Annotated in this window: 20 protein-coding genes and 3 pseudogenes; 8 read left to right on the forward strand and 15 right to left on the reverse strand. The window is 70.9% G+C overall.

Annotated features, from left to right (window positions below; translation table 11 throughout):
- The coding region (locus tag ABTX78_RS30355) for a hypothetical protein (protein ID WP_352209980.1) at positions 1 to 378 on the forward strand (378 nt) is incomplete at its 5' end.
- Positions 379 to 741: 363 nt separating this feature from the next.
- On the opposite strand, the gene ABTX78_RS30360 is transcribed toward ABTX78_RS30355, so the two are convergent.
- The 9 genes from ABTX78_RS30360 to ABTX78_RS30400 form a co-directional block, all read right to left on the reverse strand.
- Positions 742 to 1,002: a hypothetical protein gene (locus tag ABTX78_RS30360; protein WP_352209981.1), complete on the reverse strand. Its 261-nt coding sequence runs from the start codon at positions 1,000 to 1,002 to the stop codon at positions 742 to 744.
- Positions 999 to 1,634, reverse strand: coding sequence for a nucleotide-binding protein (locus tag ABTX78_RS30365; protein ID WP_352209982.1), 636 nt, complete (start codon positions 1,632 to 1,634; stop codon positions 999 to 1,001). Before ABTX78_RS30365 ends, ABTX78_RS30360 begins: the two co-directional genes overlap by 4 nt.
- Positions 1,635 to 1,776: 142 nt before the next feature.
- Positions 1,777 to 2,493 carry a GntR family transcriptional regulator gene (locus ABTX78_RS30370; protein ID WP_352209983.1) on the reverse strand — a complete coding sequence of 239 codons (717 nt, stop codon included), beginning with the start codon at positions 2,491 to 2,493 and terminating at the stop codon, positions 1,777 to 1,779.
- Positions 2,494 to 2,590: 97 nt separating this feature from the next.
- Positions 2,591 to 3,592: a proline racemase family protein gene (locus ABTX78_RS30375; protein ID WP_352209984.1), complete on the reverse strand. Its 1,002-nt coding sequence runs from the start codon at positions 3,590 to 3,592 to the stop codon at positions 2,591 to 2,593.
- 45 nt (positions 3,593 to 3,637) lie between these two features.
- On the reverse strand, positions 3,638 to 4,552 hold the full coding sequence (locus ABTX78_RS30380) for a dihydrodipicolinate synthase family protein (protein ID WP_352209985.1): 915 nt from the start codon (positions 4,550 to 4,552) through the stop codon (positions 3,638 to 3,640).
- Positions 4,553 to 4,620: 68 nt separating this feature from the next.
- The gene (locus ABTX78_RS30385) at positions 4,621 to 6,090 is read right to left on the reverse strand and encodes an FAD-dependent oxidoreductase (protein WP_352209986.1); all 1,470 of its coding nucleotides are present in this window, start codon (positions 6,088 to 6,090) and stop codon (positions 4,621 to 4,623) included.
- Complete coding sequence (locus ABTX78_RS30390; protein WP_352209987.1) at positions 6,071 to 6,385, reverse strand: (2Fe-2S)-binding protein; 315 nt, start codon at positions 6,383 to 6,385, stop codon at positions 6,071 to 6,073. The genes ABTX78_RS30385 and ABTX78_RS30390 overlap by 20 nt, the downstream gene beginning before the upstream one ends.
- Positions 6,382 to 7,563: an NAD(P)/FAD-dependent oxidoreductase gene (locus tag ABTX78_RS30395; protein WP_352209988.1), complete on the reverse strand. Its 1,182-nt coding sequence runs from the start codon at positions 7,561 to 7,563 to the stop codon at positions 6,382 to 6,384. The genes ABTX78_RS30390 and ABTX78_RS30395 overlap by 4 nt, the downstream gene beginning before the upstream one ends.
- Before the next feature lie 74 nt (positions 7,564 to 7,637).
- Positions 7,638 to 9,926 (reverse strand): collagenase, encoded by a 2,289-nt coding sequence (locus ABTX78_RS30400; RefSeq protein ID WP_502994007.1) that lies wholly within the window; start codon positions 9,924 to 9,926, stop codon positions 7,638 to 7,640.
- A gap of 184 nt (positions 9,927 to 10,110) precedes the next feature.
- Between ABTX78_RS30400 and ABTX78_RS30405 the strand changes: the two are divergent.
- The 5 genes and pseudogenes from ABTX78_RS30405 to ABTX78_RS30425 form a co-directional block, all read left to right on the forward strand.
- Positions 10,111 to 10,377 (forward strand): annotated as a pseudogene (locus ABTX78_RS30405) (hypothetical protein); the annotation flags it as partial.
- Positions 10,378 to 10,487: 110 nt separating this feature from the next.
- On the forward strand, positions 10,488 to 10,883 hold the full coding sequence (locus ABTX78_RS30410) for an Imm7 family immunity protein (protein ID WP_352209990.1): 396 nt from the start codon (positions 10,488 to 10,490) through the stop codon (positions 10,881 to 10,883).
- Positions 10,884 to 11,120: 237 nt separating this feature from the next.
- Positions 11,121 to 12,419 carry a PP2C family protein-serine/threonine phosphatase gene (locus tag ABTX78_RS30415; protein WP_352209991.1) on the forward strand — a complete coding sequence of 433 codons (1,299 nt, stop codon included), beginning with the start codon at positions 11,121 to 11,123 and terminating at the stop codon, positions 12,417 to 12,419.
- A 199-nt stretch (positions 12,420 to 12,618) separates the two neighbouring features.
- Positions 12,619 to 12,980: pseudogene (locus ABTX78_RS30420) on the forward strand (DUF1330 domain-containing protein).
- 720 nt (positions 12,981 to 13,700) lie between these two features.
- Complete coding sequence (locus tag ABTX78_RS30425; RefSeq protein WP_352209992.1) at positions 13,701 to 15,374, forward strand: multicopper oxidase family protein; 1,674 nt, start codon at positions 13,701 to 13,703, stop codon at positions 15,372 to 15,374.
- A 72-nt stretch (positions 15,375 to 15,446) separates the two neighbouring features.
- On the opposite strand, the gene ABTX78_RS30430 is transcribed toward ABTX78_RS30425, so the two are convergent.
- The 4 genes from ABTX78_RS30430 to ABTX78_RS30445 all read right to left on the reverse strand — a co-directional run bounded on the left by ABTX78_RS30430 (position 15,447) and on the right by ABTX78_RS30445 (position 20,396).
- A complete protein-coding gene (locus ABTX78_RS30430) occupies positions 15,447 to 16,130 on the reverse strand; it encodes an ATP-binding cassette domain-containing protein (RefSeq protein ID WP_352209993.1) in 684 nt (227 codons plus the stop codon).
- A complete protein-coding gene (locus ABTX78_RS30435) occupies positions 16,127 to 17,179 on the reverse strand; it encodes an ABC transporter ATP-binding protein (RefSeq protein ID WP_352209994.1) in 1,053 nt (350 codons plus the stop codon). Before ABTX78_RS30435 ends, ABTX78_RS30430 begins: the two co-directional genes overlap by 4 nt.
- Before the next feature lie 33 nt (positions 17,180 to 17,212).
- Positions 17,213 to 18,919, reverse strand: a complete 1,707-nt coding sequence (locus ABTX78_RS30440; RefSeq protein ID WP_352209995.1) for an ABC transporter permease subunit — start codon at positions 18,917 to 18,919, stop codon at positions 17,213 to 17,215.
- A gap of 109 nt (positions 18,920 to 19,028) precedes the next feature.
- Positions 19,029 to 20,396: an ABC transporter substrate-binding protein gene (locus ABTX78_RS30445; protein ID WP_352209997.1), complete on the reverse strand. Its 1,368-nt coding sequence runs from the start codon at positions 20,394 to 20,396 to the stop codon at positions 19,029 to 19,031.
- A gap of 362 nt (positions 20,397 to 20,758) precedes the next feature.
- Here ABTX78_RS30445 and ABTX78_RS30450 point away from each other — a divergent pair.
- A pseudogene (locus tag ABTX78_RS30450) lies at positions 20,759 to 21,396 on the forward strand (IS5 family transposase); the annotation flags it as partial.
- 170 nt (positions 21,397 to 21,566) lie between these two features.
- On the opposite strand, the gene ABTX78_RS30455 reads toward ABTX78_RS30450, so the two are convergent.
- Together ABTX78_RS30455 and ABTX78_RS30460 are read right to left on the reverse strand one after the other, a co-directional pair.
- A complete protein-coding gene (locus ABTX78_RS30455) occupies positions 21,567 to 21,791 on the reverse strand; it encodes a hypothetical protein (RefSeq protein WP_352210055.1) in 225 nt (74 codons plus the stop codon).
- A 143-nt stretch (positions 21,792 to 21,934) separates the two neighbouring features.
- Positions 21,935 to 24,001: a CASTOR/POLLUX-related putative ion channel gene (locus ABTX78_RS30460; protein WP_352209998.1), complete on the reverse strand. Its 2,067-nt coding sequence runs from the start codon at positions 23,999 to 24,001 to the stop codon at positions 21,935 to 21,937.
- A gap of 465 nt (positions 24,002 to 24,466) precedes the next feature.
- On the opposite strand from ABTX78_RS30460, the gene ABTX78_RS30465 reads away from it, so the two are divergent.
- A complete protein-coding gene (locus ABTX78_RS30465) occupies positions 24,467 to 26,578 on the forward strand; it encodes a DUF8189 domain-containing protein (protein WP_352209999.1) in 2,112 nt (703 codons plus the stop codon).
- Positions 26,579 to 26,611: the final 33 nt, after the last annotated feature.

Consider the following 26,611-nt stretch of genomic DNA (forward strand, 5'->3'; position numbering starts at 1 on the left):
CGTACCGGCCGCACCACCATCCGCGGGACCCTCAGCGCCGCCGTCCGCACCACCATCGGCACCGCCGTCGTGCACACCGGGTGCGCCGGCCGCACCACCATCCGCCGGACCCTCGGCACCACCATCGGCACCGCCGTCGTGCTCACCGGGCGTACCGGCCGCACCACCATCCGCCGGACCCTCGGCACCACCATCGGCACCGCCGTCATGCACACCGGGCGTACCGGCCGCACCACCATCCGCGGGACCCTCAGCGCCGCCGTCCGCACCACCATCGGCACCGCCGTCGTGCACACCGGGTGCGCCGGCCGCACCGCCATCCGCGGGACCCTCTTGCTGGTTCGCATCCTGTTCGGGGTAAGCCACAGTTCCTCCTGAGAATCGAACAGACACGACCGGCCTCCCCGACTGGCACCTGGTCGTCCTACAGGGCGATCCCTCGTGGGCACCGCCAGTTATCACCGTAGCCCTATGGGACGAAAGCCTCGATTCGGGCAGGGGTCGACGCGTCACTCCGCACAGCGGACGGATCGTGTGGCCCGGCTTCCAGAAGCCCGTGCGGCGTGATCGGGGTGTGAGGAGAGCTGATGAGCGGGACATATACCGTCCCGGCGTCAACAAGGTTCGATCCTGCCGCGTCGCTCGCCGACCGAGTTCGTCGTGCCGGTTGACGGCCAGGATGCCGCGCGGACCGGTGCGCGGGTCACGGACCAAGGCGGGTTCCGCGGACGGTTGCAGTCGTCAGGAACGCCGGGTGCCGCCGGGGAAGAAGGGCACCCTGGGGGCGACATCGGCGACGGCACGCAGCACGCTCGTGCCGGCCAGCACCAGCACGGACAGGGGCGGACCCGCCCATCGCGTCAGGCCCTTCTGCAGGTCCGGGTCGACTTCGATCGTCACGCTGACGTATCTGGTGTGCAGCGTGGTGACCTTCGAGGGCCGAGCAGCGCTTTCCCGGCCGCGATCCAGTGCCGCGCGGTATCTGTCCTTGCGCTCCGTCATACCGCTTCCTGACGTTTGATGAGTTCCTCGGCGAGATCCATGTACGCCGAGCCTTTGGCCCGGACCGGGCTTCCGAACGACTGGGCGTACAGGTCGAGCCGCGCGATCTGGGTGCTCAACACCACGAAGCCCCACTCGGTGAGCGCCTCACGGGCGTCGGAATCGGGGCCGGTACGCGTGGCATCAGGACGATTGGTGCGGTTCAGCACGACCACGGCCCGTGCCGGCTGCGCGCGCAGGGACTGCACATCGTCCATCTCGGAACGGATGGGTGCCATGCGGTCCAGTTCGATGGGCGCAGGTGTCACCGGGATGATCCATTCGCTCGCATACCTCATGATGCTGCGGGCGATGCGGGGATGGTCCTCCAGCTGCGGCGCGTCGAACACGACGGCCCGCCTGTTCCCCAGGAAGTCGTTCACGCGACGGTGCACGTCTCCCACCGGCAGGGCGATGACGGGAAACGGAAAACCGTCCGCCAGCTCACTCCAGCGCAACGCGGAGGAGGCGGGGTCGCCGTCGACCAGGAGCGGCGAGTAGCCGGACTCATGGAGGGCGTGTGCCAGCCATACAGCGCTGGTCGTCTTGCCCACTCCGGGCTTGAGGTTCACAAAGGCGCAGGTCAACGGCACGCGAGCAGCCTAGCGGGCCTGATCGCCCGCTCCGGTTTCGACGCGAGGGCAACTCTGCTGTTCACCCGTACGCAGTCAGAACCGAGATCCCGTGTTCCGTCCCCGGCAGTCGCACGGTGCGGCGGAGCACGTGCCGTCGGGGTCAGGGGCGGGCGCCGCCCAGAGTGAGCCGGGATCGCGGCTCGACCGGCTCGTCGCGGGCCGCCGCCCACAGGGAACGGACATGTCCGAGGTGCCTGGCCATGCACGCCTCCGCGGCGGCCGCGTCGCCGGAAAGCATCAGGTCGAGAAGTTCGATGTGCTCCTGGGCCGAGGAGATGAGCCGGCCCTGCTCGTCGAGCCCCTTGAGGCCGTACAGCCGGGATCGCTTGCGCAGGTCCCCCACCGTCTCGACGAGCCGGTCGTTGCCGGCGAGGGAGAGCAGGCCGAGGTGGAAACGGCGGTCCGCGTCCAGATAGCCGATGAGGTCGTGGGCGCGGGCCTGCGCCACTATCTCCTCGGCCACCGGGCGCAGTTCCTCCAGCTGCCCCGCGGTGGCGCTGCGGGTGACCCGGCCGATGGTGGGCACCTCGATCAGCGCCCGCAGTTCGGTGTACTGGTCCAGGTCGCGCTCGCTGACCTCGGTGATCCTGAACCCCTTGTTCCGTACCGGCTCGACCAGGCCCTCCCGGGCGAGGTCGAGCATCGCCTCGCGCACGGGGGTGGCGGAGATACCGAAGTCGGCCGCGAGACCGGGCGCCGAGTAGACGCTGCCGGGCCGGAGTTCGCCCGCGACGAGTGCCGCGCGCAGTGCGTGGGCGACCTGGTCGCGCAGACGTTCCTGGGCCGGGACGACGTTGTGCTGCTTCAGCTGGCCCATGGCGCTTCCTCCGGGTCCGCGGGAAGCGCCAGCGTACAATGTCACGTTGCGCAGTTCGCGGGAGCCGGCGCGCACTTGAGGGTCGCCCGGGCGCTGGTCAGAGCAGAAAGCCCCCGGGGAACGGGTCGGACGGGTCCAGAAAGTACTGCGCCGTGCCCGTGATCCAGGCGCGGCCCGTGACGGTGGGGACCACGGCGTTCACCCCTGCGACCGTGTCCTCCCCGACGAGCCGGCCGGTGAACTCGGTGCCGATGAACGACTCGTTGACGAAGTCGCGGTGCAGCGGGAGCAGGCCGCGGGCGTGCAACTGCGCCATGCGCGCGCTCGTTCCGGTACCGCAGGGCGAGCGGTCGAACCATCCGGGGTGGATGGCCATGGCGTGCCGCGAACGTCGGGCGTCGGAGCCGGGGGCTGCGAGGTACACATGCTTGAGGCCGCTGATGGCCGGGTCCTCGGGATGGACCGGACGGTCGGCGGCGTTCACGGCGTCCATGACCGCCAGTCCGGCGGCGAGCAGGTCGTTCTTGCGTGCCCGGTCGAAGGGCAGGCCGAGGGCGTCGAGATGGACGAAGGCGTAGAAGTTGCCGCCGTACGCGACGTCGTAGGTGACCGTGCCGTGCCCGGGTACATCGACCTTGCGGTCCAGGGCGAGGCAGAAGGCGGGGACGTTGGTGAGGGTGACAGAGCGGGCCGCACCGTCCTCGACCTGTACGTCGACGCTCACCAGTCCCGCCGGGGTGTCGAGGCGGACGGTGGTGACGGGTTCGGTGACGGGCACCATGCCGGTCTCGACGAGCACGGTGGCCACGCCGATGGTGCCGTGGCCACACATGGGCAGCAGCCCGGACACCTCGATGAACAGGACGCCGTAATCGGAATCGGGTCTGGTCGGCGGCTGAAGGACGGCGCCGCTCATCGCCGAGTGGCCGCGCGGCTCGTACATCAGCAGCGTACGGATGTGGTCGAGGTGCTCGATGAAGTGCAGACGGCGCTCGGCCATCGTGGCCCCGGGGATCACGCCGACGCCGCCGGTGACGACGCGGGTCGGCATGCCCTCGGTGTGGGAGTCCACGACGTGGAAGACAAGACGGGTGCGCATGGTTCCCTCCTGGTCGGGTGGTGGGCCTGAACGGTCGTTCGTGGTTCACCGGTGGCCTTCGGCCAGCACCTTCTCGGTGGCTGCCCGCACCGCGGCGTCCTGCTCGGGTCTCAGCGGCGTACGCGGTGGGCGGCAGGGGCCGGCGGGTCGGCCCGCCAGATCCATGGAGCGCTTGATGGCCTGGACGAACTCGGTCCTCGAATCCCAGCGCAGCAGCGGATGCAGAGCACGGTAGAGGGGCAGCGCGGTCGCGAGGTCGTGCCGCACGGCAGCCCGGTAGAGGGTGACGCAGGAGTGGGGCAGTGCGTTGGGGTATCCGGCGATCCAGCCGGCGGCCCCGGCGAGTGCGAGTTCCAGGAGGACGTCGTCCGCACCGATCAACAGGTCGAGAGACGGCGCGAGTTCGGCGATCTCGTAGGCCCGGCGCACATCACCGCTGAACTCCTTCACGGCGACGATGCTGCCTTCGTGATGGAGCCGGGCGAGGAGGGCGGGGGTCAGGTCGACCCTGGTGTCGTAGGGGTTGTTGTAAGCGACCACGGGCACGCCCGCGCGGGCGACCTCGGCGTAGTGCGCGGATACGGCGTCGTCATCCGCCCGGTAGGCGTTGGGCGGCAGGAGGAGTACCGATCCGGCTCCCGCCTCGGCGGCGTGCTCGCTCCAGCGCCTGGCCTCGGCGCTTCCGTACGCGGAGACGCCTGGCATCACCCGGTCCCCGTCTCCCGCGGCCTTGACGGCGGTGTGGACGACGCGGGAGCGCTCGTCGTCGGTGAGGGTCTGGTACTCGCCGAGTGAGCCGTTGGGGACCACGCCGTCGCAGCCGGTGGCGAGCAGGCGGGCGACGTGTTCGCCGTAGGCGTCCAGGTCGACGGAGAGGTCCTCGCGGAGGGGAAGAGCGGTGGCGACCATGAGGCCGTGCCAGGGTCGGGTACGCAGGGCGGGTGCGGATGCGGGTGTCATGGGCGCTCCTTCGGTGAGTGTGACGGGTGGGGGCCGCGGCCCGGTGCTGCGAAGTGCGGTCGCCGGAATCAGCCGCCGGGGTCCCCACTCCCGGGCACGTCCGTGCCCGGGAGCTGTGCCAGGTTGCCCAGGAGGACCGGGCACGACAGAGGGCGGCTCTCGGGGGCTTCTTCGCGGCCCGCGAGCGCGGCCACCGCGGAGCCGCACATGCGGCCCTGGCACCAGCCCATTCCGGCCCGGGTCAGCAACTTGACGGCCCGTGAGTCGAGGGCGCCCAGCGTCTCGACGGCCTCGCGAACCTCGGCGACCGAGACCTCCTCGCACCGGCACACCACGGTGTCCGGGGTGAGCCACTCGACCCAGCCGGGCCCAGGCCGGTGCGCGGCGGCCATCGTGTCGGCGAAGGCACGTCGACGCGCGAGGCGGCGGGCGAGCACCCGCGTAGGCGGCGGCAGCCTTCTTCCGTGCAGCTCGTACGCCACGTCGTGGCCGGCCAGCCGGCCTTCGAGCAGGGCCGGTTTCACTCCGCCGACACCGCCGGTCTCACCGGCGGACCAGATGCCCGGCACCGAGGTGCGCCGGCGCGTGTCGAGGGCCAGAGCGACCGTCCCGTCCGCCGTCCGCCGTACGGCGCAGCCGAGGGCGGTGGCGAGCTCCAGCTGCGGTACGAGTCCGTGGCCGACCGCGAGCGCGTCGCAGGGGATGCGCCGCCCGGTGCCCGGCACCGGTCGCCAGGCGCCGTCGAGCCGTTGGACGGTCACCCCCGTCACCCGGTGGGTTCCGTGCACGGCGGTGACGGCGTGCCGGGGCAGCACCCGCACCGCGCGGCGTGCCAGACCGGCGCCGAGGCGGGCACCTTGCAGCGCCTTGCCCGGGTTGACGGCGAGGGTCCCGAGCCGGTCCGCGTACGCCGTGTACGTGGCGGCCTCGACGACCGCCGGCACGGTGGCACCCGCCGCCGCGAGCGAGGCAGCGACGGCCAGCAGCAGCGGGCCGCTCCCCGCCACGAGCACACGCCGGCCCGGAAGCACCAGGCTCGACTTGAGCATGGCCTGGGCCCCTCCCGCGCCGACCACACCGGGCAGCGTCCAGCCGGGGAACGGGAGTTGCCGCTCGTACGCCCCGGTGGCCAGCAGCAGTGTGCGTGCCCGGACGGTCACCACCCGCTCCTCGTCCCCCGCGACCGCGTGAAGTACCCAGCCGCCGTCGTCCGCCTCCGGCAGCACCGTCCAGACGTGGTGGGCGGGCAGGTACCGGATGCGGCCGGTCGAACGATGTCGGCGCAGCCGCTGCTCCCATCGGTCCCAGGCACGCCGGTTGCGGTGCTGCGCGCCCGGTGTGCGCGCGCCGAGCTCCGGCGGGGGGTGCCGGTAGTACTGCCCGCCCGGACGCTCCCCCGCGTCCAGCAGGGTCACGGTGATCCCGTGGTCCGCCGCGGTGACCGCGGCGGTGAGCCCGGCGGGACCTGCCCCGACCACCGCGAGACCGGCGGGCTTCTCGCCCGTCGCGAACCCGTGTTCAGACGGCGAGTTCGGCATGTCCGGTGCCCTCCTGGGTGGTGACCGCGTCGCCGGGGCGTGCCCGCAGGAGACAGGCCCGCCGGTTGGGGCGGCCGTTGACGGTCGCGAGGCAGTCGTAACAGGACCCGATACCGCAGAAGGCGCCGCGCGGTGCGCCGCCCTTGCGGGTGGTGCGCCAGGCGAGGATGCCCGCAGCCCAGAGCGCGGCGGCGATGCTCTGTCCGGGCAGCGCCCGTACGGGCCGTCCGTCGAAGGTGATCTCGAAGGGCAGGCCGGGCTCGGCCCGTACCGGGTCTGAGGGTGACCGGTTCAACGGTCCGCTCCTGTCGGTCGGTGGGCAGGGTCGTCGAAGCGTTCGGGCGCGAACGGCGCCGGGTCCAGCGGCGGCCGTTCACCGCACAGCGCGGCGGTCACCAGCAGTCCCGTCGCCGGAGCGAGGCCGATGCCCGCACCCTCGTGGCCGCAGGCGTGGAAGAGGCCGGGCACGCGAGGATCGGGGCCGATGGCCGGCAGATGGTCCGGCAGGTAGGGCCGGAAGCCGTGATAGGCACGCATGACCCGGACGTGCGCGAGCAGCGGGAAGAGGGCCGCCGCCTGGGCGGCGAGGCGGCGCAGCGCTTCGCCGGACAGAGTGCGGTCGAATCCGACGCGTTCCCGGGTGGCGCCGATCAGGACCGGCCCTGCCGGTGTGCCCTCGACGACGGCCGAGGACTGCAGGGCGGCGGAACCGCTGGCGACGTCGGCAATGTAGTCGGCCGCGTAGACCTTGTGGCGTACGACCCGCGGCAGCGGTTCGGTGACCAGGACGAAGCCGCGACGGGGCAGCACCGGCAACGTCGTGCCGGCCAGCTCGGCCACGTGACCTCCCCAGGTTCCGGCGGCGTTGACGACCGCCGGGGCGCTCAGCTCGCGGCGGGAGGTGCGGACGCCGCGGATCGCGCCGTCCGAGCCGGTGAGGATCGCGACGGCCTCCTCGTCCAGGTACCGGTCGCAGCCCGATGTGTGCAGCAGACGCGCCGCCGCGCGCGCCGGTTGGACCTGGGCGTCCTGCGGATAGTGGAAGCCGCCCGCGAGCCATGGGGCGAGATGGGGTTCGAGCTCGCTCAGTTCGCCGGCCTCCACTTCACGGGCGTCCACCCCCGCCCCGCGCTGACCCTCGGCGAAGTGACGCAGTGCGCCGAGGGCGGCCTCGTCGGGTGCGACCACCACGCCGCCCTTGGGCTCGTACTCGACGGACGCCGGGAGAACCGCGGCCAGTTCACGCCAGAGTCGCGTGGACAGCAGGGCGAGCTCGAGTTCCGGCCCGGCCGCCTTGTCGGAGACGAGCAGGTTGCCTTCGCCGGCGCCCGTGGTGCCGCCCGCGACCGGACCACGGTCGACGACGGCCACTCGGAGTCCGGCGCGGCTCGCGTAGTGCGCGCACGCGGCACCGACGACGCCGGCACCGATGACGACGACGTCGTGGGTCTCCGTGCTGAAAATCGCCGACATGCCTCACACCTCCGCTCTGGCTGGGGGGGAATCCGAACGGGACCGGGGACGGGCCCCGGTCCCTGAGCGGTTGGTCAGCTGCGCAGCGGGCCCTCGCAGTGGTACGACGAGGTGCCGCCGCTGCCGTCGCTCCAGATGTCCACCTCCCCGAAGGAGCAGTTCATGTCGGCGAGGTTGTTGGAGGCGGCGCCGGCCCGATCGAGAATGAAGTGGTCGACCGTCTCGGACATGTCCTCGAAGACGTGGTCCGGTGACCTTGCGTCGGTGAGCCGGGCGGTGACGCGCCCCGTGCAGGAGAAGCGGCGCATGCCCGCCTCACCGGCGTCGACGCACCTGGGGGCGACAGATGTCGCATTCTGGAAGAGCGAGGCGACGGCGGCCGTCGAGGCGTCACGCAGCCGCGCGTTGGGCGTGTACTGCGTGTCGGGCACGAACAGGTCGTCGACCTCGATGATTCGCGCGTCCAGGAAGGCGTCGTAACCCCGCTGGATCGTGGGGTCGCCGCCGAGCCGATCGCGCCAGGCGTCGAAGGCGGCAGGGTCGTCGGCCCTCAGGTGCCGGTACATCTCCCGCAGGACCGAGGGTCGTTCAGTCCACAGGAACTCGAAGAACGTGCCCGCGTAGTCGTAGAAGCGGAAGCCGTCCCCGTCGTACGTGGCGTGCAGCAGCCGGTCGACGCTCATCCTGGGGCCGCCATCTGCCGTGTCGTCGATGACACCCTGCACCAGGGACTTGCGCACGGCGATGCCGTCGTCGCGGGTCGCGCCGTCGAAGAACTCCGCCGTTCCCTCGTCCATCGCGGTGGTGCGGTCGCCGCTGTACCAGGGGCCTTCCCCGAAGTAGCCGGGCACGGCCCAACGGCCGTTGAGATAGTGGACGTACTCGTGGCGGAAGAGTTCCTCGAGGGTCAGCGAGGAGTCCTGCGGCACGCGGCGCTGGTAGGTGTAGAAGGTGGCGCCGCGCTCGATGTAGACGCCGCCGTTCTCGGTGCCCATGCCGGTGAGGATGGGGTGATAGACCTCGTAGTCGCCGCGGGAGGAGTACAGCACCACGTTGAGCGTGGTGTTGGTGTCGCCGGTCAGCGGCTCCAGGGTGCCGAGCACCCGGTGGAACTGAGCCTTGACCTGCTTCGCGGCGTAGTAGAGCTGGTCCACGGTCGCGCGGTCCAAGCCGGTGCGGACCTTCATCGCCCCGCCGTCGTAGGTGTAGGTGTACGGGAAGATCCGGCGTTCGATGTCCCCCTTGCACACGCTGTAGGGCTTGCACGCCTCGTAGAAGTTGAGCCAGGTCACCAGCGAGGCCCAGGGCGCCGCCCCACGCCCGAAGGTCGCTTCGGTGACCGGCAGCAGGGCCCCGAGGTCAGGGATGATCCCCGCGGTCAGGACGGTGACCTGGCCGAATCGGCCGTACTCGCCGAGGGCGTCACGGGCGACCCATGCGTTGACCGTGCCCTTGAGATGCCCGTGGCCCGAGAAGGCGCGGAACGCCGCCCGGTAGGAGGGGTTCTGTGTCACCACGTTGTGGAACGCGGTGTCGCGGTTGCCGGGGTAGATGCCCAGGTAGTTCACCGAGAGCGCGGCCAGCGCGGCGCCGCCCCAGGAGGCGTCGTCATACTGCCCCTTGTGGTAGCGGTCCATGGTGGCCAGGACCTTCTTTATGAGCGCGAGCTGGCTGTGGCGCAGCCCGGGCGCGCTGCCGGTGTAGAGCGCCTCACGCAGGCTCTCGGCATTGGTCCTGGTGACGTCGAAGGTGCGGGCGGCGGTGCCGAAGGCATGGACCGCGTGCCGCATGGCCTCGGTGGTGGGAACGTCGGTGACGTCGATCTCGGTGTGCGAGAAATCGTGGTAGGCGACGGCGTGGAGATAGGTGAACATCTCCAGCAGATGGGTGGAGTTGCGGCCGTCGTGCGTTGCGGCGAGGGACGAGGCGCGGCGGCTGACGGCCTGGACGTGGCTGTCGGACATGACGCGCGGGAGGCGTGGGTCCCACGTCCATATGAGGTCGCCGAGGCAGCCGTCGGCGGTGACGGACGGATCGGCGAGGAAGTCGGCGAACTCCTCGGGTGCGAGCGTCGTGACCACGTCGAGGGTGCAGGGCACCGCGGTAGGAGCGGCAGCGTGCTGCAGCGCTGGGGTGCTGCGCCGGCCAGGTGTGTGTGCCTGCGGCAGACCGCCGGGCGCGGGGGCGGCGGTGGGCGTGGAGCGGGGTGGGTGGGCGAGGCGTTCCACCTCGTCGCCCGTGCGGTCGGAGGGCGGCGCCTGCGACCTGGCGGCGGCGGGCGGCGGGGGTTCGACGGCACCGGCCTGCCCGAGTGGGACGAGCAGTAACGCGGCGAGGGCGCCCGCGAGGAAGGGGGCGCGCATCGGTCTGAGCTGGGACACCTGGAGCTCCTGTGTGGGAGGTGGGGGTGGTGCAACAGCGGACGAAGTATCACGAAGTACCCGGATGGAGAGTGGAGTTGGGGACTGAACGGGGGCACGTCGGTACGCAGCAGGTAACATAGTATTGTGAAATTTTACTGGCAAGGGGTGCGCGGGAGTTGTCCCGTTGGACTGGCCATCGACGGCACGCGCAGCGCCGCCTGACCACTCGTCAGAGGGCTGGCCGGCCTCGACCTGCACGCCGGCCGTCGAGCCGGACGGCGGTGACATCTGTGAAGGCGTCTGGGCCCCGAGCGCTCGGCGGGGGAATCGACGCAATCAGCGACGAGTACGTCGCGCAGTCGAAGCCGGAGGGAATGCAGATGGGAATGCCCTCCGAAACCAGGCCAAGGCGACATTCGAATACGCGCTACAATCGGGTCGCACTCCGTACTTCCATTTCGATGGCGAACCCGGTCCGGGCGTCATCGACAAATTGAAGGAATACGGTCGGCAATACGGAATTGAGCCTGTGATCGACACAACTCCGCTGGAACGAGGGCGATGTACGAGTTCCATGGCTGGTTCGGCATCGCCGAGTCACCTGAGGAGGCGGACGCGGGAAGCCTCGCCGCGGGGATCGCCGAGCTGCGGGCACGGATCGCGGAGATCGACTGGGCGACCGGCGAAGTCGTGCTGAACGTCCACAACGGTGAGTTCTTCGTGCTCGCCAATGGGCTGATGAACCGCCGCCGCGACGAGGCAACGGAGCTGGACTCCCTGGTGAGCCACATCGCCACTCGCTTTCCTGGGTCCTGGGGTCTGCTTTATGAGCGCTCCCCCGACATGGAGGCCCCGCCGGGGCAGGGCGCGTTCCGCGTGCGCGTCATGGCCAGGGGCGAGATCCAACTACGCCTGGACCCCTTCCTCTCGCCCGTCCGGCCGGTGATCGAGGACTGAGCCAGGGCCTGGGGGCGCCGCCTCCCGCCTCGGCCCCCGCTTCAGCTCCCGAGCGAGCGGATGGGCCGGTCCCCGTAAAGATACTTCGGTTCACTACTCATCCCGGTGCGTACGAACGGGTGGTCCCCGCGCGTGCTGGGGATGCTTCGTATCGGGACTCCAACCGGTCACCGAGCTCGAGGTGTCCCCGCGCAACGCTGTCTCCGGCCTCAACCGGCCACTGGATAACCCGCCGGCGTGAGCACCTCGCTGACCCCGTTCATTCTTTCGCCGGGATGCTGGTGTGCCTTCGGTTGGGAAAGCCGGGGTGTGCGGTTGAATGTGCGACGTGACAGCTTCCTGGAGTCGGTCGTGGTGAAAGACTCTGACGGCGAACCGCGACGTCTTCGGCCGCCTCGGACACACCTGGTGCTGCTGTCCCTGTTGTTGTTTCCCCTGGTGCTGCTGGTGGTGGATCTGCTCACCCCGCCAGACATCCGCCTCGGCCCCTTGATGGTGGCGGCACCGGTTCTGTCGGCCGCACTCGTCGGGCCGGCCGGCGTGTTGCTGGTAGCTGTGGTGACGACCCCGTGCATGGTGCTGGCCGCCGCCGCCAACCTCCAACTGAACGCCACCAACTTCCCCGTTCAGTTCGCAGCGTTTGTGCTGCTCAGCCTGGCCGCTTTGGCTACGAGCGTCATTCGCCGACAGCGGGAACGCGAGCTGGCGAACTCCCGCTGGGTGGCTCAGGTGGCCCAACGAATTCTGCTCCGCTCGCTACCGCGCCGGGCTGGCGCCTTCACTCTCGCGTCGCTCTACCGAGCCGCCGACGAGGAGGCCGCGATCGGTGGCGACCTGTACGCCGCTGTCCAGCGCGACCACACCATCCGGATCCTGCTCGGGGATGCCCAGGGCAAAGGCATGGCCGCTCTGGAGATGGCCAACTCCGTCCTGAACGCCTTCCGACGGGCGGCACGGCACCACAGCCGACTGGACGTCCTCGTCGCCCAACTCGAGACCGAATTCGGCGAGGACATGCGCGACTACGCTGCCACACCTGCCGAAGACGCAGACATTCGCGAGAAACATCTGGACGAAAGCTTCACCACCGCCGTCATCCTCGAAGCCGCCGATACCGACCAAAGTATCGCCCTGATCAACCTCGGACACCCGCCGCCCCTGCTCGTCGACCGCGGCACGGTCACCAGCATCGAGCCCACGGCCCGCATGCCACCGATCGGATTGGCCGACTTCAACGGGCAGACGGTCCAGGTGCAGATGGTCGAGTTCCCGGCCGGTGCCACTCTCCTTCTCTACACCGACGGCGTGATCGAAGCCCGCAACAGCGCCGGCATCTTCTACCCTCTCGCCGACCGGCTCCGCTCCTGGACCCACCTGGCACCCGACGAGCTGCTGACGGCCGTCCACGACGACCTTCGGCGGTACGTCGGCACCCGATTCGCCGACGACGTGGCGATGGTGGCCATCCGCCGGACTGACCCTCCGGCAGCGGCACCGCAACACGAGCTCGGCCCGGCGCATCGTCAGGACGCGTAGCGGCCTGGAACCAGTGCCTGGCCCCATGTCTCCATCCTTCGCATCGTCGGGCAACTGCACGCAACCGGGGAAGTGGGCCTGCCGTCTGCGCCGACGGCGCCGTCAGGATTCGCATTACCTCTGAGGTAGTCGCACGGCCCAGCCACGCCCAGCTACTGCTGGTCCTCACTCACATCCCCGGAACACAAGGAGCCCCGTGGTGCCCGCTTACGGCTTCGCTCATCTCCGCAGCCGTCGGAATCACTCCGAGGTCAAGAAGTACGTCGAGCGCATCCGGGCAGCCCTCGACCCCTTCGCCGGCCGCTTCGTCATCTACGGTCCGCCGGTCGACGTCGTAGAGGGCACGTGGCCCGGCAGCATGGTTTGATCGAGTCTCCCAGCCTCATGGCAGCCCGCGCGTGGTACGACTCCCCCGCCTACCGCGCCATCCTCAGCTTGCGTACCGACCATGTGGAGGGCGACTTGGTGTTGGTTAAGGGCGTCGGTCCGAAATGCGACCCGGCTGAGCGAGCTCGCACGTTGCGAGCAGAAGCCGGTCGGGCGTGCTCGTCGACCGGGTGATCCCACGCCCCAAGCATCGCTGCGAGTACGCGAGTTGGGGTGCCCGTCAGAAATGCCCCGGTCGACATACAGCCAATGGATGAAGCCCGGGGAGCCGGGGCCGGCCATCTGAACGCGTGCTCCACCTCGGCGGAGGCTCGGGGTGCGCCGGCGGCGGCATACATCGCGGATCGATGACCGAGCCCTCATGGGCGCACTCCCAGCACGAGCGTGTGGCTGATCCTGGCTACTGTTACCGGGCCTTCGGGCAGGCCCGCCATGACTGCCGCTCCCTGACGGCGACGCCGCGGCGCCGGGCGGCGGCCGTCAGGGCGAACATGAGGGTATCGACGAGCACTCCGGCGTGTCCCGCCACGTCGCGGGGTACGGAGTCCGGCCGTCGATCGCCTCCGTGACCTACACGCGCGCCGCCGGTGATGCGATCTCCCGGTGCACAGGATGTCTCCTTGGGCCTACGTGAAAGTGTGCCGCCCCACCCGGTGGGGAGCGACGCACGACCCGCGACATGGCCCCTTGCGCCACCGGCCCCGTGCACCATGCCAGCTGCGCCCGTACCCGTCGGCCGGCGTGCTCACCGGCACGACAGATACGACAGGCAGATAGGACTTACCGCATGTTTCGGGCATTGTGCTCCATGCTGGTCCTGCCGCGTCAGGCCCCACCCGGGGCGCCGCCCCTTGCCCGGTGCGGGATGTGTGCATGTACGACGACCGGAGGACCATGTACAGGCAGGATCACCCCCTTCCGAACTCTGCCACCCGGCGTGCCGTACTCGGCGCCGGCATCGCCGCAGCAGGATCCGCGCTGCTCACCGCCTGTTCAGGCGGCGGCGCGGACTCCACAGCCAGCGCCGGAAAGGGGGCCGCCGGTCCAGGCTCCCTCGCCTCGGACGGCAAGAAGGTCCGGCCCACATGGACGCCCAGTCCCGAAGGAAAGCTCCGCGGACTCACCTTCACCGCCACACCTACCACGGTCGAGATCGGCAACGGGCGCACCGTCAGAACCTCGACGTACAACGGCGACCTGCCCGGCAAAGAGGTACGGATCACCGCCGGCGACACCCTTCAAATGACGCTCGCCAACCACTTGCCCGACCCCACCACGGTCCACTGGCACGGCGTCGCCCTGCGCAACGAGATGGACGGCGTGCCCGACGTGACGCAGCCACCCATCAAGCCCGGCGCGACGTTCACCTACCGCTTCCGGGTGCCGCACCCCGGCACCTACTGGTTCCACCCCCACCTGGGCCTGCAGGTCGACCGCGGCATGTATTCGCCGCTGATCGTCGACGACCCCAACGAGCCTCTCTCCTACGACGCGGAATGGATCGTCCTGCTCGACGACTGGATCGACGGGGTCGGCGGCTCCAGCCCCGAGGACATTTTCGACCAGCTCCGTAAGGGCAAACCCGCGATGGGCCACGGGCAGGGCGAGCACGGCAAGCCCTCCGGAGGAGTCGCGGCGGGATACGGCCCACCGCGCGCCCACGCGCCGCAGCCCCACCGCACGCCGACGCGCGACGACGCCTCGCCCTCACCGAAGCCGAGCCGAGGCCCCGGCAGACTGATGACCGGTGCCAGTAGCCCGCTGCTCGGCGGCCACGCCGGCGACGTCGCCTACCCGCACTACCTGATCAACGGACGTACACCCGACGACCCGACCCAGTTCCGGGCCAAACCCGGCGACCGGATCCGGCTGCGCATCATCAATGCCGGCGCGGAGACCCCGTTCCGCGTGGCCCTCGGCGGACACCGGATGACAGTCACCCACAGCGACGGCTTCCCCGTACGCCACCACCGGACCGATTCCCTGCTCCTCGGCATGGGCGAACGCTACGACGTGCTCATCACCGCCAAGGACGGCGTCTTCCCCCTCACCGCACTCGCCGAAGGCAAGAACGGCGCAGCCATGGCCGTCCTGCGCACAGCGAGTGGCGCACTACCCGGGCCGGCCACCCGGCCTGCCGAACTACGGCGCACCGTCCTGCCGTCGGCACGCGAGCTCAGGCCGCACGAATCCGTCGAACTCGACCGGCGCCGACCGGACCGGATCGTCAAAGTCACCCTCACCGGCGGTATGGAGAACTACGACTGGGGCATCGACCACCGCCCCTACTCGCCCGACCGCGTCCACCGCGTCGAACGCGGCGAACGTGTCCGACTGGTGGTCGTCAACGCCACGGACATGTGGCACCCCGTCCATCTGCACGGCCACACCTATGCGCTCGCCGGCATCGACTCACACGGCGCCCGCAAGGACACGGCCACCGTCCTGCCGCACAACAAACTCGTCCTCGACTTCGACGCCGACAACCCCGGCGACTGGATGCTCCACTGCCACAACATCTACCACTCGGAGTCCGGGATGATGACCACCATCACCTACGACGCGTAGCCCAACACCAGCGGCAGCGGGCCGAGTTCGGGCGCGGTGGATGTCTGCGGTGGACCTGCTGCACCAACATCCTCACCCCACCATCTTTCCGTCCCGCATCTCCACGACCCGGTCGGAGAAGTGCCGTACGACGGACATGTCATGACAGATGAAGAGGTAGCCGAGGCCGAGGCGGTCCTGAAGGTCCGCGAGGAGGTTGAGGACGCCCGCACGGACTGACGGGTCGAGTGCCGACACCGGTTCGTCGAGGACGAGCAGCCGGGGTTCGCCCGCGAGCGCGCGTGCGATGCCCACGCGCTGGCACTGACCGCCGGACAACTCGTGCGGCCGCCGGTCGCCGTACGCCGGGTCGAGCCCGACCAGGTCGAGCAGCTCGGCCACCCGGGCGGGACCGGAAGTGCGATCCCACCGGCCCTGGACCCGCAGGGGTTCGGCCACGGCGTCCCGGATACGGCAGCGGGGGCTGAGGGATCCGTAGGGGTCCTGGAAGACCGGTTGCATCGCCGGACGCAGGGGACGCAGGGCGCGCTCGGCCAGGGCTGTGAGCTCACGGCCGTCGAACCACACCTCCCCGCCGGCGGGGCGGCGCAGTTGCAGAACGCCGGCGGCCGTCGACGACTTGCCACAGCCCGAAGGCCCGATCAGGGCGAGGGTCTCCCCGGCGGCGAGGTCGAACGACACATGGTCGACGGCGACGAACGAGCCGTAGCGGACGACCAGCTCGCGCACGTCCAGCAGGGCGCTTTCGGGGCTCACGATCGCTCCAGGAACAACTCGGCGGGGCGGTCCGGCAGGTCGCCCCCGTGGTGGCAGGCCACCTCCCGCGCGTCGCCGAGACGCCGCGGCTCCGGCAGTTGCGTGCGGCAGTCGTCGTCATCGGCGAGGGGGCAGCGCGGCGCGAAGGCGCAGCCGGGCGGCAGCTCGGCAAGCATGGGCGGGGTACCGGCGATCGACGGGAGACGGCGGCCGGCGCGGCGGCCGCTTCGGCTGGTTCGACCGCTTCGGACAGAACCCGGCTGCGGCGCCGCCGGGGGAAGGGAGGCCAGCAGTCCGGCTGTGTACGGGGAGTGGGGCCGCGCGAGCACTTCGTCCACGGGGCCCGACTCGACGGCCCGGCCGGCGTACATCACCAGCATCCGGCGGGCGTACTCCTTGACGGCCGCGAGGTCGTGGGTGACCAGGACGAGCGAGGCGCCCGTCTCCTCGCACCGCCGGGTCAGCAGCTCGAGGACGTGCCGCTGGGTGCCGGGATCGAGTGCGGTGGTCGGCTCGTCGGCCACCACGAGTTCCGGCTCGTTGATCAGGGCCATGGCGATGACGGCGCGCTGCCGCATTCCCCCGGAGAACTCGTGCGGATGAGCGCGGGCCCTGCGCGCCGCGTCGGGGAGCCCGACCCGTTCCAGCGCGGCGACGGCCTCGACCCGCGCCTGCCTGCGGGATACGCCCCGCACCGATCGTACGGCGGCAGCGAGTTGGTCGCCCACCGGGTGGACGGGCGACAGTGCGGCCAGGGCGTCCTGCGGGACGAGAGCGATCCGGCGCCCCCACAGCCCCGCGTACACCGAGCGGCGCGCGGGGAAGAGCTCCGCCTCGCCGCGCAGCCGCACACTTCCCGCCGCCGTCGCCCCGCGCGGCAGCATGCCCAGCACGGCGCGCGCGGTCAGGGATTTCCCGGCGCCCGACTCCCCGACGATCGCAAGGACTTCACCGTCCCGTACGTCGAAGGAGAGGCCGCGTACCGCCTCGACCGGTCCGAAGGCGATACGCAGGCCGCGGACCGACAGCAGAGGATCAACGGGGGACAAGGGTGGTTTCCTTTCGGGCGCGGGACAGCACGGTCAGAACACGGCGCGCCCCGGTGCCGGGCACCGCCCGGTGGGAGAAGCCGACGTGGGACCGTCCGGGCGGCCACTCCCGTACGCGGACAGCGACACGGCGAGGCCTGCGAGCATCGCCAGCGCGACCGCAGGGGCCAGCGCCGCCCACGGCGCGCGCTCGACGTAGGCGCGGGACTCGTCCAGCAGCAGGCCCCACTCCGGGGCGGGCGGCTGCGCGCCGAGGCCGAGGAAGCCGAGGGACGCCAGGGCCAGGGCGATGCCCGGCAGGCGGAGGACCGCGTGGCGGGCCACCGGGGCGGCCATCGAAGGCAGGACGTGCCGGGTGCGGATCCACATCGGGCTCGCGCCGATCGCCTTCTGGGCGGTGAGGAATGCCGAGGCGCGTACCTCCTGGACCAGCGCCGCGGCGTGCGCGGCCAGCGGAGGCCAGGAGATGAGGGCGACGGCGAGCGAGGCGCCGCCCGTGCCGGGGCCTGCGACTGCGGCAACCAGGATGCCGACGATCACGGGCGGCAGGGCGTTGGCGATGTCCGACGCTCCTGCAGTGAACACCGGCAGAAAACCGAGGCACACCGCCACCAGAGAACTGACCAGGCAGACAGCGGCCGCCGTGCCGACCGTCGACGCGGCACCGTGCCCGAGCCGCGCCAGCACGTCGCGCCCGAGGCCGTCCGTGCCGAGCGGATGCGCCCAGGACGGTGCGGCCAGCCGGGCCGCCGCGTCCACCGTGTAGGGATCGCGCAGCAGCCCCCAGCCGACGGCGGTCACGAGGATCGCCGCGAGGACGACCGGCACCACCGGGTGCACGCGCACCGGCCGGGCCGCCGGCAGCGTGAGCCCCGCGTCGCGCAGTGCGGGCCCGAGCAGCCGGCGCCGCAGCAACGCGGCCGCCGCCCCCGCCGCGAGCCCCAGCGCGAGCAGCGCCAGCACTGCGCCCTGAAGCAACGGCAGGTCCTGCGACTTGGCCGCACCGAGCGCCGTACGGCCGATGCCGGGCACCGCGAACACGGTCTCGACCGCGACCGCGCCACCGGTCAGGCCGACGGCGACCATCCCGAACTGCGGGACCAGCGGCGGCAGTACACGCCGCAGCGCCGCCGCCGCGATCCGGGCGCGGTTCACGCCGGAGCCGCGCCAGAGCTCCGCCCAGCGCTCCTCGAGTACGGCCGGCATTGCATCCGCGACCAGCCGCCCGAGCAGCCCGCCGGCCGGTACGCCGAGTGCGACAGCGGGCAGAACCGTGTGCGCGGGCCCCTGCCAGCCGGACGTCGGCAGCCAGCCGAGCCACACCCCGCACGCGACCAACGCCACGGTCGCCAGCAGGAATTCGGGTATCGCGGCGAGTATCGCGGCGAACGCGCCCGCCGTGCCCCTGCCGCGGACCAGGACCGGCGCCACCAGCACCGTCCCCACCAGCAGCGCCACCGCGAACGAGGCGCCCATCAGGCCGAGCGACACCTGGAGACCGGCGGCCACGGAGGGCAGCACGTCGGTACCGGACACCCATGAGGTGCCGAGGTCGCCCCGCAGCAGTCCGGCCACCCAACCGCCCAGCAGACGAAGGGGACCCACGTCGAGTCCGAGGTCCGCGCGGATCGCGTTCAGCGCCTCCGCCGTGGCCTCCTGCTCGGCGGACCGGGCCCGCAGCACCGTGAGCGCCGGATCCTTGCCGGACAGCCAGGGCAGCAGGCCTACCGTGGCCAGCACGAGAGCGAGGCAGACGATGCGCGTGAGCCCGGCCCTCACCCTGGGCCCCGCACCCGCGCCGAGCCGGAGCCTTGCGCTGAGCCCTTCAGATCACCTGCGTTCGGTGGGTTCATCGCTTGACATAGGTGTCGACGTTGATCAGCTCGCGCTCACGCGGGTCGTGCGCGACGTCCACGACACCCGCCGCGTCGCCCTGGATCACGCGCTCGTGCAGCATCGGCACGGCGGCGTCCGTGGCAAGCACCGCGGCCTCGGCCTCGATGACCGCCCGGCGGCGTGCGTCGCCCGTCTCCGTCGCGGAGGCCTTCCGCACCGCCCGGTCGACGTTCTCATCGGCGAGCTGCGCGATGTTGAAGGAACCGTCCGAGGCGAAGTCGCTGTGGAGATACGCGGCCGGGTCACCCGAGTCGAGCACCGTCGCCCGCGACAGGATGAAAGCGTCGAACTCGCCGGCCAGCGCGCCGGATTCGATGTTCGCGTACTCGCGCACGTCCAGCTTCACCTTGAACCCCGCCTTCTGGAGCTGCTGTTGCAGGGTCTGGGCGACCTCGGGCAGCTCGGCGCGGTCGGTAAAGGTGCCGATGGTGATCGTGGCTCCGTCCGGGTCCCCCGCTTTCGCCCGCCGCGCCTTCCCGTCGCGCAGGTCGGCCGCCCAGGGCAGCGCCGGTCCGAGCAGTCCCCCGGCTACATCCGCCCGCCCCTCGTACACGCCCTGGACGATCGTCTTCGCGTCGATCGCCTCGCGCGCGGCCGCCCGGAGAGCCGCGTTCTTGAAGACGCCCTTCTCCGCGTTGAGGTAGAGGGTGTTGGTGCGCGGCATCGGCACCTCGGTGATCAGATCCTGGTCGAGCAGCGCGGCCTGCGAGACCGGGACCGCCTCGACCACGTCGGCCTCGCCGCTGCGCAGGGCGGCGGCCCGCGCGGTGCCGTCCGGGACGAACGACGCGTCGATCCCGGGGGCCTTGGCCTTCCCGCCCCAGTAGCCGTCGTACCGGTCGAGGCTCGCCGACGTGGTGCCCTCGACGTCCGTGAGCTCGAAGGCCCCGGTACCGGTGCCGACCGGGTCGACGGTCTTCCCCTTGTACGCCTTCGCCGACAGGATCGACAGCTGAGGGGAGCTCAGCCGCTGAGGTACGAGCGGGTCCTCTGTGGCGGTCGTGACGACGACGGTGTCTCCCTCAGCCTTCACGGTGAGCTGGACGCCGTCGAGGATGCGCGGCTTGGGCGACGCGGTGGCGGCCTCGGTCAGCGACCGCACGACGGACTGCGCGGTGAGCTTCGTACCGTCGTGGAAGGTGACGCCGTCGCGGATCGTGAACGTCCAGGTCCTGCCGCTCTGCTTCCACTCGGTGGCGAGCATGGGCTCGGCGTCGCCTCCCTCGTCGAGCTTGACCAGCGTCTCAGCGGTGGACCACCGGGACAGCTTGAACGCGTCGTCGGAGAGCGGGGACAGGCCGGAGCGCGGCGGTTGCATCATCGGGATGCGTATCCGCTTGCCGTTGCCCTCGTCGTCCGCCGACGACTGGCCGGATCCGGAAGCGGCGAAGCATCCGGTGAGCAGCGCGGCCGTGGGGACGAGGGCGACGGCGGGCAGGAGGGGCTGGCAGGCGCACTTGGGTGGGCCCTTCCTGGCAAGGAGGTAAAAGGGAGGTCAAGCGGTAGACCGTAACATAATGACAATCGTTGTCACTAACCAGCTCATGCGTGGGCGCGAGGCCCCATCCCTGTCCTGAGCGCAGTTCTGCGCCACAGTCGACCGGCGTTCAACGCCATGTGCGGCAGATCCGCTCAGACGTCATTTCATGGCGTGATCTTGCGGCACTCGGGGTCTCGCGGGTGATGACTGCTGCGCTTGGCGAGCGGATGGCGCCGGAAGACCCGTGGACGTTGTTCCACCGGGTGGTGCCGCAGCGCCCGCAGGGCGGAGGACACCGGCGGCGAGGGGACCGCGAGGTGCTGGCCGCAACCATCTTCGTGGCCACCTATGGCTGCACTTGGAATCAACTACCAGCGGGCTTCGGGATATCGGGCGTGACGGCCTTCCGCCGGTTCACCGAGAGGACCGAGGCCAGAGTGTGGGCCAAGCTCCACCGCCTGGTCCTGGACGAACTCGGCTCCGGGGGTGAGTGGATTGGTCGCGGTGCGCGACCGACTCTGGCAGCGTCCGGGCCCCGAAGGGGGCAGCCGACAGGACCGAATCCGACCGACCGCGGCGAGAAGGGATCGAAAAACCACCTCATCGTCGACCGCCAAGGCCTGCCCCCTGTCGATCGGCATCTCGGCTGCCAACCTCCACGAGAGCCAGGCTCTCGTCCCGTTGGTCCGTGGCATCGAGCCCATCCGCTCCCGTCGCGGCCCGCGATGCCGACGGCCCGCCAACCTGCACGCAGACAAGCGCTACGACTCACGCCACCTGCGGCGATGGCCGGCTTCTCAAGGCATCCGGCACCATCTCGCCCCGCAAAGGCATCGAGTCGCAAGCCCAACAGGTGACGCGCGCGGATGGGCACACGCGCAAGGGGGCTGACAAGCTTCCTTCACCCTGGACGCGACGCATCCATTCAGAGACGTCAAGCGCTCGCGTCCGCCCACCTTCGCCGACCGACGAATCAGGGGTTCTGAACTGTAGGGACCTTGATCGAGAAACTCACAGCACGATGAAGATCACCGAGTTGTCGAAGTTCCTGTCGTACCGGTTGTCATAGAAGTCGCAGTTGTTCCGGCGGTCGTCCCAGCCCCTCCCGTCGGAGCATCCGTAGCCGCCGCCACCGCCACTTGCGTTGCTCGAAGCGAACGCACCGGTTGCGGGTATGACTGCGAGCGCGAGGCCTGCGACTCCTGCGGAGACTGCGGCAATGATCTTACGGCGCACCCTCATACACCTCCGACTATTTCTCGCTTATCGGACGATAGGGCATATTTCACCCTCCTCTCCTCCCAGTGCCCTGTCAATGCCGCACTCCGGCCGCACCCAGCCTCCGCGTTCCGGGCCGGGACCACGGCCGACAGCAGGGGTCAGGGCGGCCCCTCTCGCTCGGTGTCCCGTTGCACTGCAGCCACCTCGGCGGCTGCAGCCCGCAGGGCGGCGCCGGCGGAAGCCACGACGATCACCTCGTCTGCGTCGGTCCACGTTCTCGCGTACGCCTTCGGGGGGTTGATCCGCACCCCGTGATGCGGGGGCTCTGAGGCGCGTACGGCCGAGCGGTACCCGATCGCGCACGCGCCCCGTCGGGAAGCCGCCTCCGCCACGGTTGCGAACGAGGCCCGGTGACCCGGCCGGACGAAGTCGGCGGCGGGAAGGAGGTGGATCGTGTTGCCGACCGGTGCGAACAACTCCTCGAACACGGACGCCAGTCGCGGGTTCTGCGAGATCTGCGTCATGAGCAGGCCGATCAGCTTGCCGCTGACGACGAAGTCGGCGCCCGGAGCGACCGGGGCGATGAGCCGGTTGCGGTCGTCGGTCAACTCCGTGACGACGGGCACCCGCACGCCGGTGTCGCGCTCGCGGGCCCGCAGATGGAGCAGGGTGACGAGGGTGCGGTCGTCCGGGTCGTCCTGCCCGGAGCGGCGGTCGGGTCCAAGGACGATCACGCCGTGGTAGGCGGCCAGGTCGAGTTCTTCAACGGTCTCTCGCCGGGTGGGGTCGCTCGGCCGGTGGACGATGGTGAGGGTGTCCCCCGCCGCGCGGCCGACGGCGCGCAGCGCCGTGACCGTGGCGGCCCTGCGCTCGGCCACGACTTCGAGGGACGATCCCGGCGGCGCGGACCGGGCGAGCTGGTCGACGATCCGGGGGGCCCTGCGGTTCCAGCCGAGCAGCAGAAGGCGCTCGGGCGCCTGTACTCGCGGCGGGGGTTCGTCGGCGAGGACCGTCGGATCGTACGGAGCGGTGAGCGGCGTCAGGTGCGTGGATTCCCTGTCGCGGGCGATGACGACGAGTCCGTCGCCGTCGGCCAGTGGATGTGCGGCGGGTGGGTCGAGGGTGAGGCCGCCATCCGCGTGGGCGACGCCGACGGCGCTCGACACGGGGCAGGCCGCGGCCGCCTCCCTGAACGTCCGGCCGGTCAGCGCCGGGCTCCGCACGGTGTGGAACTCGTCGCCCGCGTAATCCAGGAGTTCCTGGTGCACGAGGGAGAGGCCGGGGCGGCGTACGCACTGCACGAGCAGACGTGCGGAAACGTCGTCGATCTCCAGCACGGTGGCTCCGGGACCGCCGGCGAGGCGGGCCGCGGCAAGGTAACGGTCGTCGCGCACGGCCGCGACGACCGGCAGGTCGCGCTCCTCGCCGACGACGGCGCGCAGCGACAGAAGGGTCTTGACGATCTCGGCGTCCTCGGCGGGGTCGTCGCGCGGGAGGACCAACACGGCGTCTGCGGTCGCGGGACTGATCCGGCCCAGGGCGGCGGGGTCGGTGGGACGGCCACTGCGGATCACCAGCCGGGTACGGCCCGTGTCGCGGATGTCGGCCCGGAGGATGGCCTCCATCTCGGCGGGGTCGCGGTCGGCGAGAACCGCGACGACGCCTGAGCGCCGTCCGGCGTTCGCGGCGACCAGTTCGGAGACGACCGTCTGGATCTGCTCGGACCAGCCGAGGACCACGGTGTGGCCGCTCTCCAAGACCGTCGAGTGGCCGCGACGCAGGGCGATCAGCCGGTCGGTCATGCCCGTGGTGATGACGCTGACCAGGGTAGAGACGTAGAAGAGGGCGACCAGGGCCAGCAGTACCGACAGGGCGACCCGCAGCGGCGGCCCCACTTCGCCGCCGAGTCGCATGGTCTGGCCGGTGCTGCGCCACACCGCGGCGATCTTCGATCCCGTCGCCACCGGTGCGCGCTGATCGGTCCAGACGAGGAGTGCGCTGATGGGAACCACCACCGCGAGGCAGACAAGGGCGAGCCACCCGACGAGTGCGGAGGTGCCCCGGGCCAGTGTGGTGTCGAACCAATAGCGGATGCGGGCCTCGACGATGCCGGTGCGGTCGCCCGGCCGATGACGGTGGGCGGGGGGCCGTGGGGTGGGTCGCCGGTGACGTTGCGACGGTGCGGCCCGCTGTCGGGGAACAGCCCTGTCTCCTTCTTCGTGCACATCCGCAGCGTGCCCGGCGTCCGCAGGCGGCGACGTGCCCTCGCCGCGCATTCATCCCTTCGTGATCGTCCGCGCCCATTGCCGTGATCATCCGCGCCGCTGCGACCGCCGGGTGTGGGGCACGGCCGGCGGCGGCCCGTGCACCGGTCGCGTCCGTCGTCGTCGGCGGTCTGCTCGACACCCTCGTCGTCGGACCCTGACGCTCACTCACCGGCACCGGTACACCTTGCGTTCCGGTGCCCGGGGACCCTCGGCCGGAGCTTCGCCGAACACCGCGGAAACCCTCCGCCGACGAGCGGCACATCACCCCGACATCCCGTTTTTAAGTTAATTAGCAATTAATATTGACAGGCTTCAGGGGCCTCGGCACAGTTTCCGCCTGGCACCGGCCCTCGGTACGACCCGAGCGGGGTGCCCCATACCCCCAACTCCCGGGAGACTTCAGTGGCTTCGCATCGTGCAGAGATGGCGCGCGTGCGGCGGACCGTGGCGGCGCTCGGCGCCGTGGTACTGGTCGGATCGGCCGTTCCGGCGGCACACGCCGCGGACGACCAGGGTGCGCCGCAGTACTACGACAGCGGCCTCGCCCCCACGCCGTACATGGGATGGAACACCTACTACGGGCTCGGCGCCCCGACGGAGGGCGAGGTCAGGAAGATCGCCGACCACCTCGTCAGCAGCGGGTTGCGCGACAGCGGCTACAACATCGTCTGGCTGGACGGCGGTTGGCAGGCCGACCAGCCCCGCGACCCGCAGACGGGCCGGCTGGTTGCCCACCCCTCGCGTTTCCCCTCCGGCATCCCCGCACTGGTGACGTACCTTCACCAACGCGGTCTCAAGGCCGGTATCTACACCGACGCGGGCGAGTACGACGGCGGCAAGTGGTGCGGGCTCGGCAGCCGCGGCCACTACGCGCAGGACGCCCGCCAATTCGCCGGGTGGAAGGTGGACGCCATCAAGGTGGACTTCCTCTGCGGCATCGGTGCCGGGCTCGACCCGGGGCCGGCCTTCAAGGAGTTCAGCGACGCCGTCGCCGCATCCGGCCGGAAGATGCTGCTCAACCTGTGCAACCCGCTCACCGACGACTGGGGCATGCCGCACACCCCCGAGCAGGACGCGCACAACACCTACGTCTACGGTCCGACGACCGCTGACTCCTGGCGCACCGGTACCGACATCGCCTGGGGCACCCCGACGGCGGGCGAGTGGCCGAACATCCTGCGCAACATGGATGCCAACGCCTGGCACCCGGAGGCCCAGGGCCCCGGTCACTGGAACGACCCGGACTACCTCATCCCGATGCGCAAACTCGCCGACGGCGGCTACGAGCTCAACCAGGAGGAATCCACCACGCAGTTCGTGATGTGGGCCGAGATGGCCTCGCCTCTCGTCCTGGGCAGCGACCCGCGCACCCTGTCGTGGTCCATGCTCGACACGCTGCGCAATCCCGAGATCATCGCCGTCAACCAGGACCCGCTGGGCATCCAGGGCGCGCGCGTGGCCACCGACTCCGTGGGTGACGTCTACAGCAAGGTTCTCAAGGGCGCGGGCAAGCGGGCGGTCGTCCTGCTCAACCGCTCCGGCCAGGCGCAGGATCGCACCGTGACCTTCGCCGACGCAGGGCTGACGGGCAAGGTCTCCGTCCGCGACCTGCGTGCCCGCACCTCGCGCGGCAGCTTCACCGGTTCTTACACCGTGCGCGTCCCCGCACACGGCACCGCGTTCCTCAAACTGACCGGCACCGACGACGCCCCGGGCACGCAGTTGCCCGGCCGCTCCTCGGCGAGCCCGGCCCTGACGCGTGACGGTGACACCCTGACGGCCTTCACCCGTGGCACGGACGGGAGCCTGCGCGCGCAGACCTCCCAGGGCGGCGACTGGTCCAAGGCCCGGATCACCGATCTGGGCGGCCCGACGCACGGGCGTATCCTCGGCCAGCCCGCCGCGTACGCCTCCCCCGGCGGACGGATCGATGTCTTCGTACGGGGCACCGACGACACCGCCCACCGACGCGTGTACGCGAACGGGCATTGGGGTCGCTGGCAGTCCCTGGGCGGCACGTTGACGGACGCGCCTACCGTGGCCTTCGCGGGTCCGGACGACTGGACCCTCCTGGCCCGCGGCACGGACGGCCAGCTGTGGTCGCGCGGCCCGGCCTCCGGCTGGACCGCGCACGGCGCCCCGCAGGACAAGGCGTTCTACGGTCGCCCGTCGGGCGTCGTGGATGACGAGGGCAGGCTGCACGTGGCCGTGCGCACACCTGACGACGCGGCCTGGACGCGGACCCGCGATGCCTCCGGCACCTGGTCGGACTGGACGGCCCTCGGCGGCACGCTCAGCGGCAGCCCGACGTTGGTGGCCTCCGCCGGCACGGTGCGCCTGTACGCCCGTGCCGGTGACTACACGCTCTGGACGCGTAGTTGGACCGCGTCCGGCAACTGGGCGGGCTGGAGCAAGGACCACGACTTCGTGAGCGGTGCCTTCGACGGTGCGCTCGGTGCCGTGGCCGGGCCGGACGGTGGCGTACTGGCCGCCTTCCGCGGGGTGGACGGGCGCGTCCACCAGACCGTGCTCTGAGCCCCGCGCCGACCCGCATCACGCGGTTCCACC

The sequence above is a fragment of the Streptomyces sp. NPDC096193 genome, from assembly GCF_040302905.1.
In the GTDB taxonomy this organism is placed as follows: domain Bacteria; phylum Actinomycetota; class Actinomycetes; order Streptomycetales; family Streptomycetaceae; genus Streptomyces.

Bases quoted from the DNA above. Each gene is read 5' to 3' on its own strand.
- ABTX78_RS30360 (WP_352209981.1), bottom strand. From the start codon at position 1,002: ATGACGGAGCGCAAGGACAGATACCGCGCGGCACTGGATCGCGGCCGG.
- ABTX78_RS30370 (WP_352209983.1), bottom strand. From the start codon at position 2,493: ATGGGCCAGCTGAAGCAGCACAACGTCGTCCCGGCCCAGGAACGTCTG.
- ABTX78_RS30375 (WP_352209984.1), bottom strand. From the start codon at position 3,592: ATGCGCACCCGTCTTGTCTTCCACGTCGTGGACTCCCACACCGAGGGC.
- ABTX78_RS30380 (WP_352209985.1), bottom strand. From the start codon at position 4,552: ATGACACCCGCATCCGCACCCGCCCTGCGTACCCGACCCTGGCACGGC.
- ABTX78_RS30385 (WP_352209986.1), bottom strand. From the start codon at position 6,090: ATGCCGAACTCGCCGTCTGAACACGGGTTCGCGACGGGCGAGAAGCCC.
- ABTX78_RS30395 (WP_352209988.1), bottom strand. From the start codon at position 7,563: ATGTCGGCGATTTTCAGCACGGAGACCCACGACGTCGTCGTCATCGGT.
- ABTX78_RS30400 (WP_502994007.1), bottom strand. From the start codon at position 9,926: ATGCGCGCCCCCTTCCTCGCGGGCGCCCTCGCCGCGTTACTGCTCGTC.
- ABTX78_RS30410 (WP_352209990.1), top strand. From the start codon at position 10,488: ATGTACGAGTTCCATGGCTGGTTCGGCATCGCCGAGTCACCTGAGGAG.
- ABTX78_RS30425 (WP_352209992.1), top strand. From the start codon at position 13,701: ATGTACAGGCAGGATCACCCCCTTCCGAACTCTGCCACCCGGCGTGCC.
- ABTX78_RS30445 (WP_352209997.1), bottom strand. From the start codon at position 20,396: ATGATGCAACCGCCGCGCTCCGGCCTGTCCCCGCTCTCCGACGACGCG.
- ABTX78_RS30465 (WP_352209999.1), top strand. From the start codon at position 24,467: ATGGCGCGCGTGCGGCGGACCGTGGCGGCGCTCGGCGCCGTGGTACTG.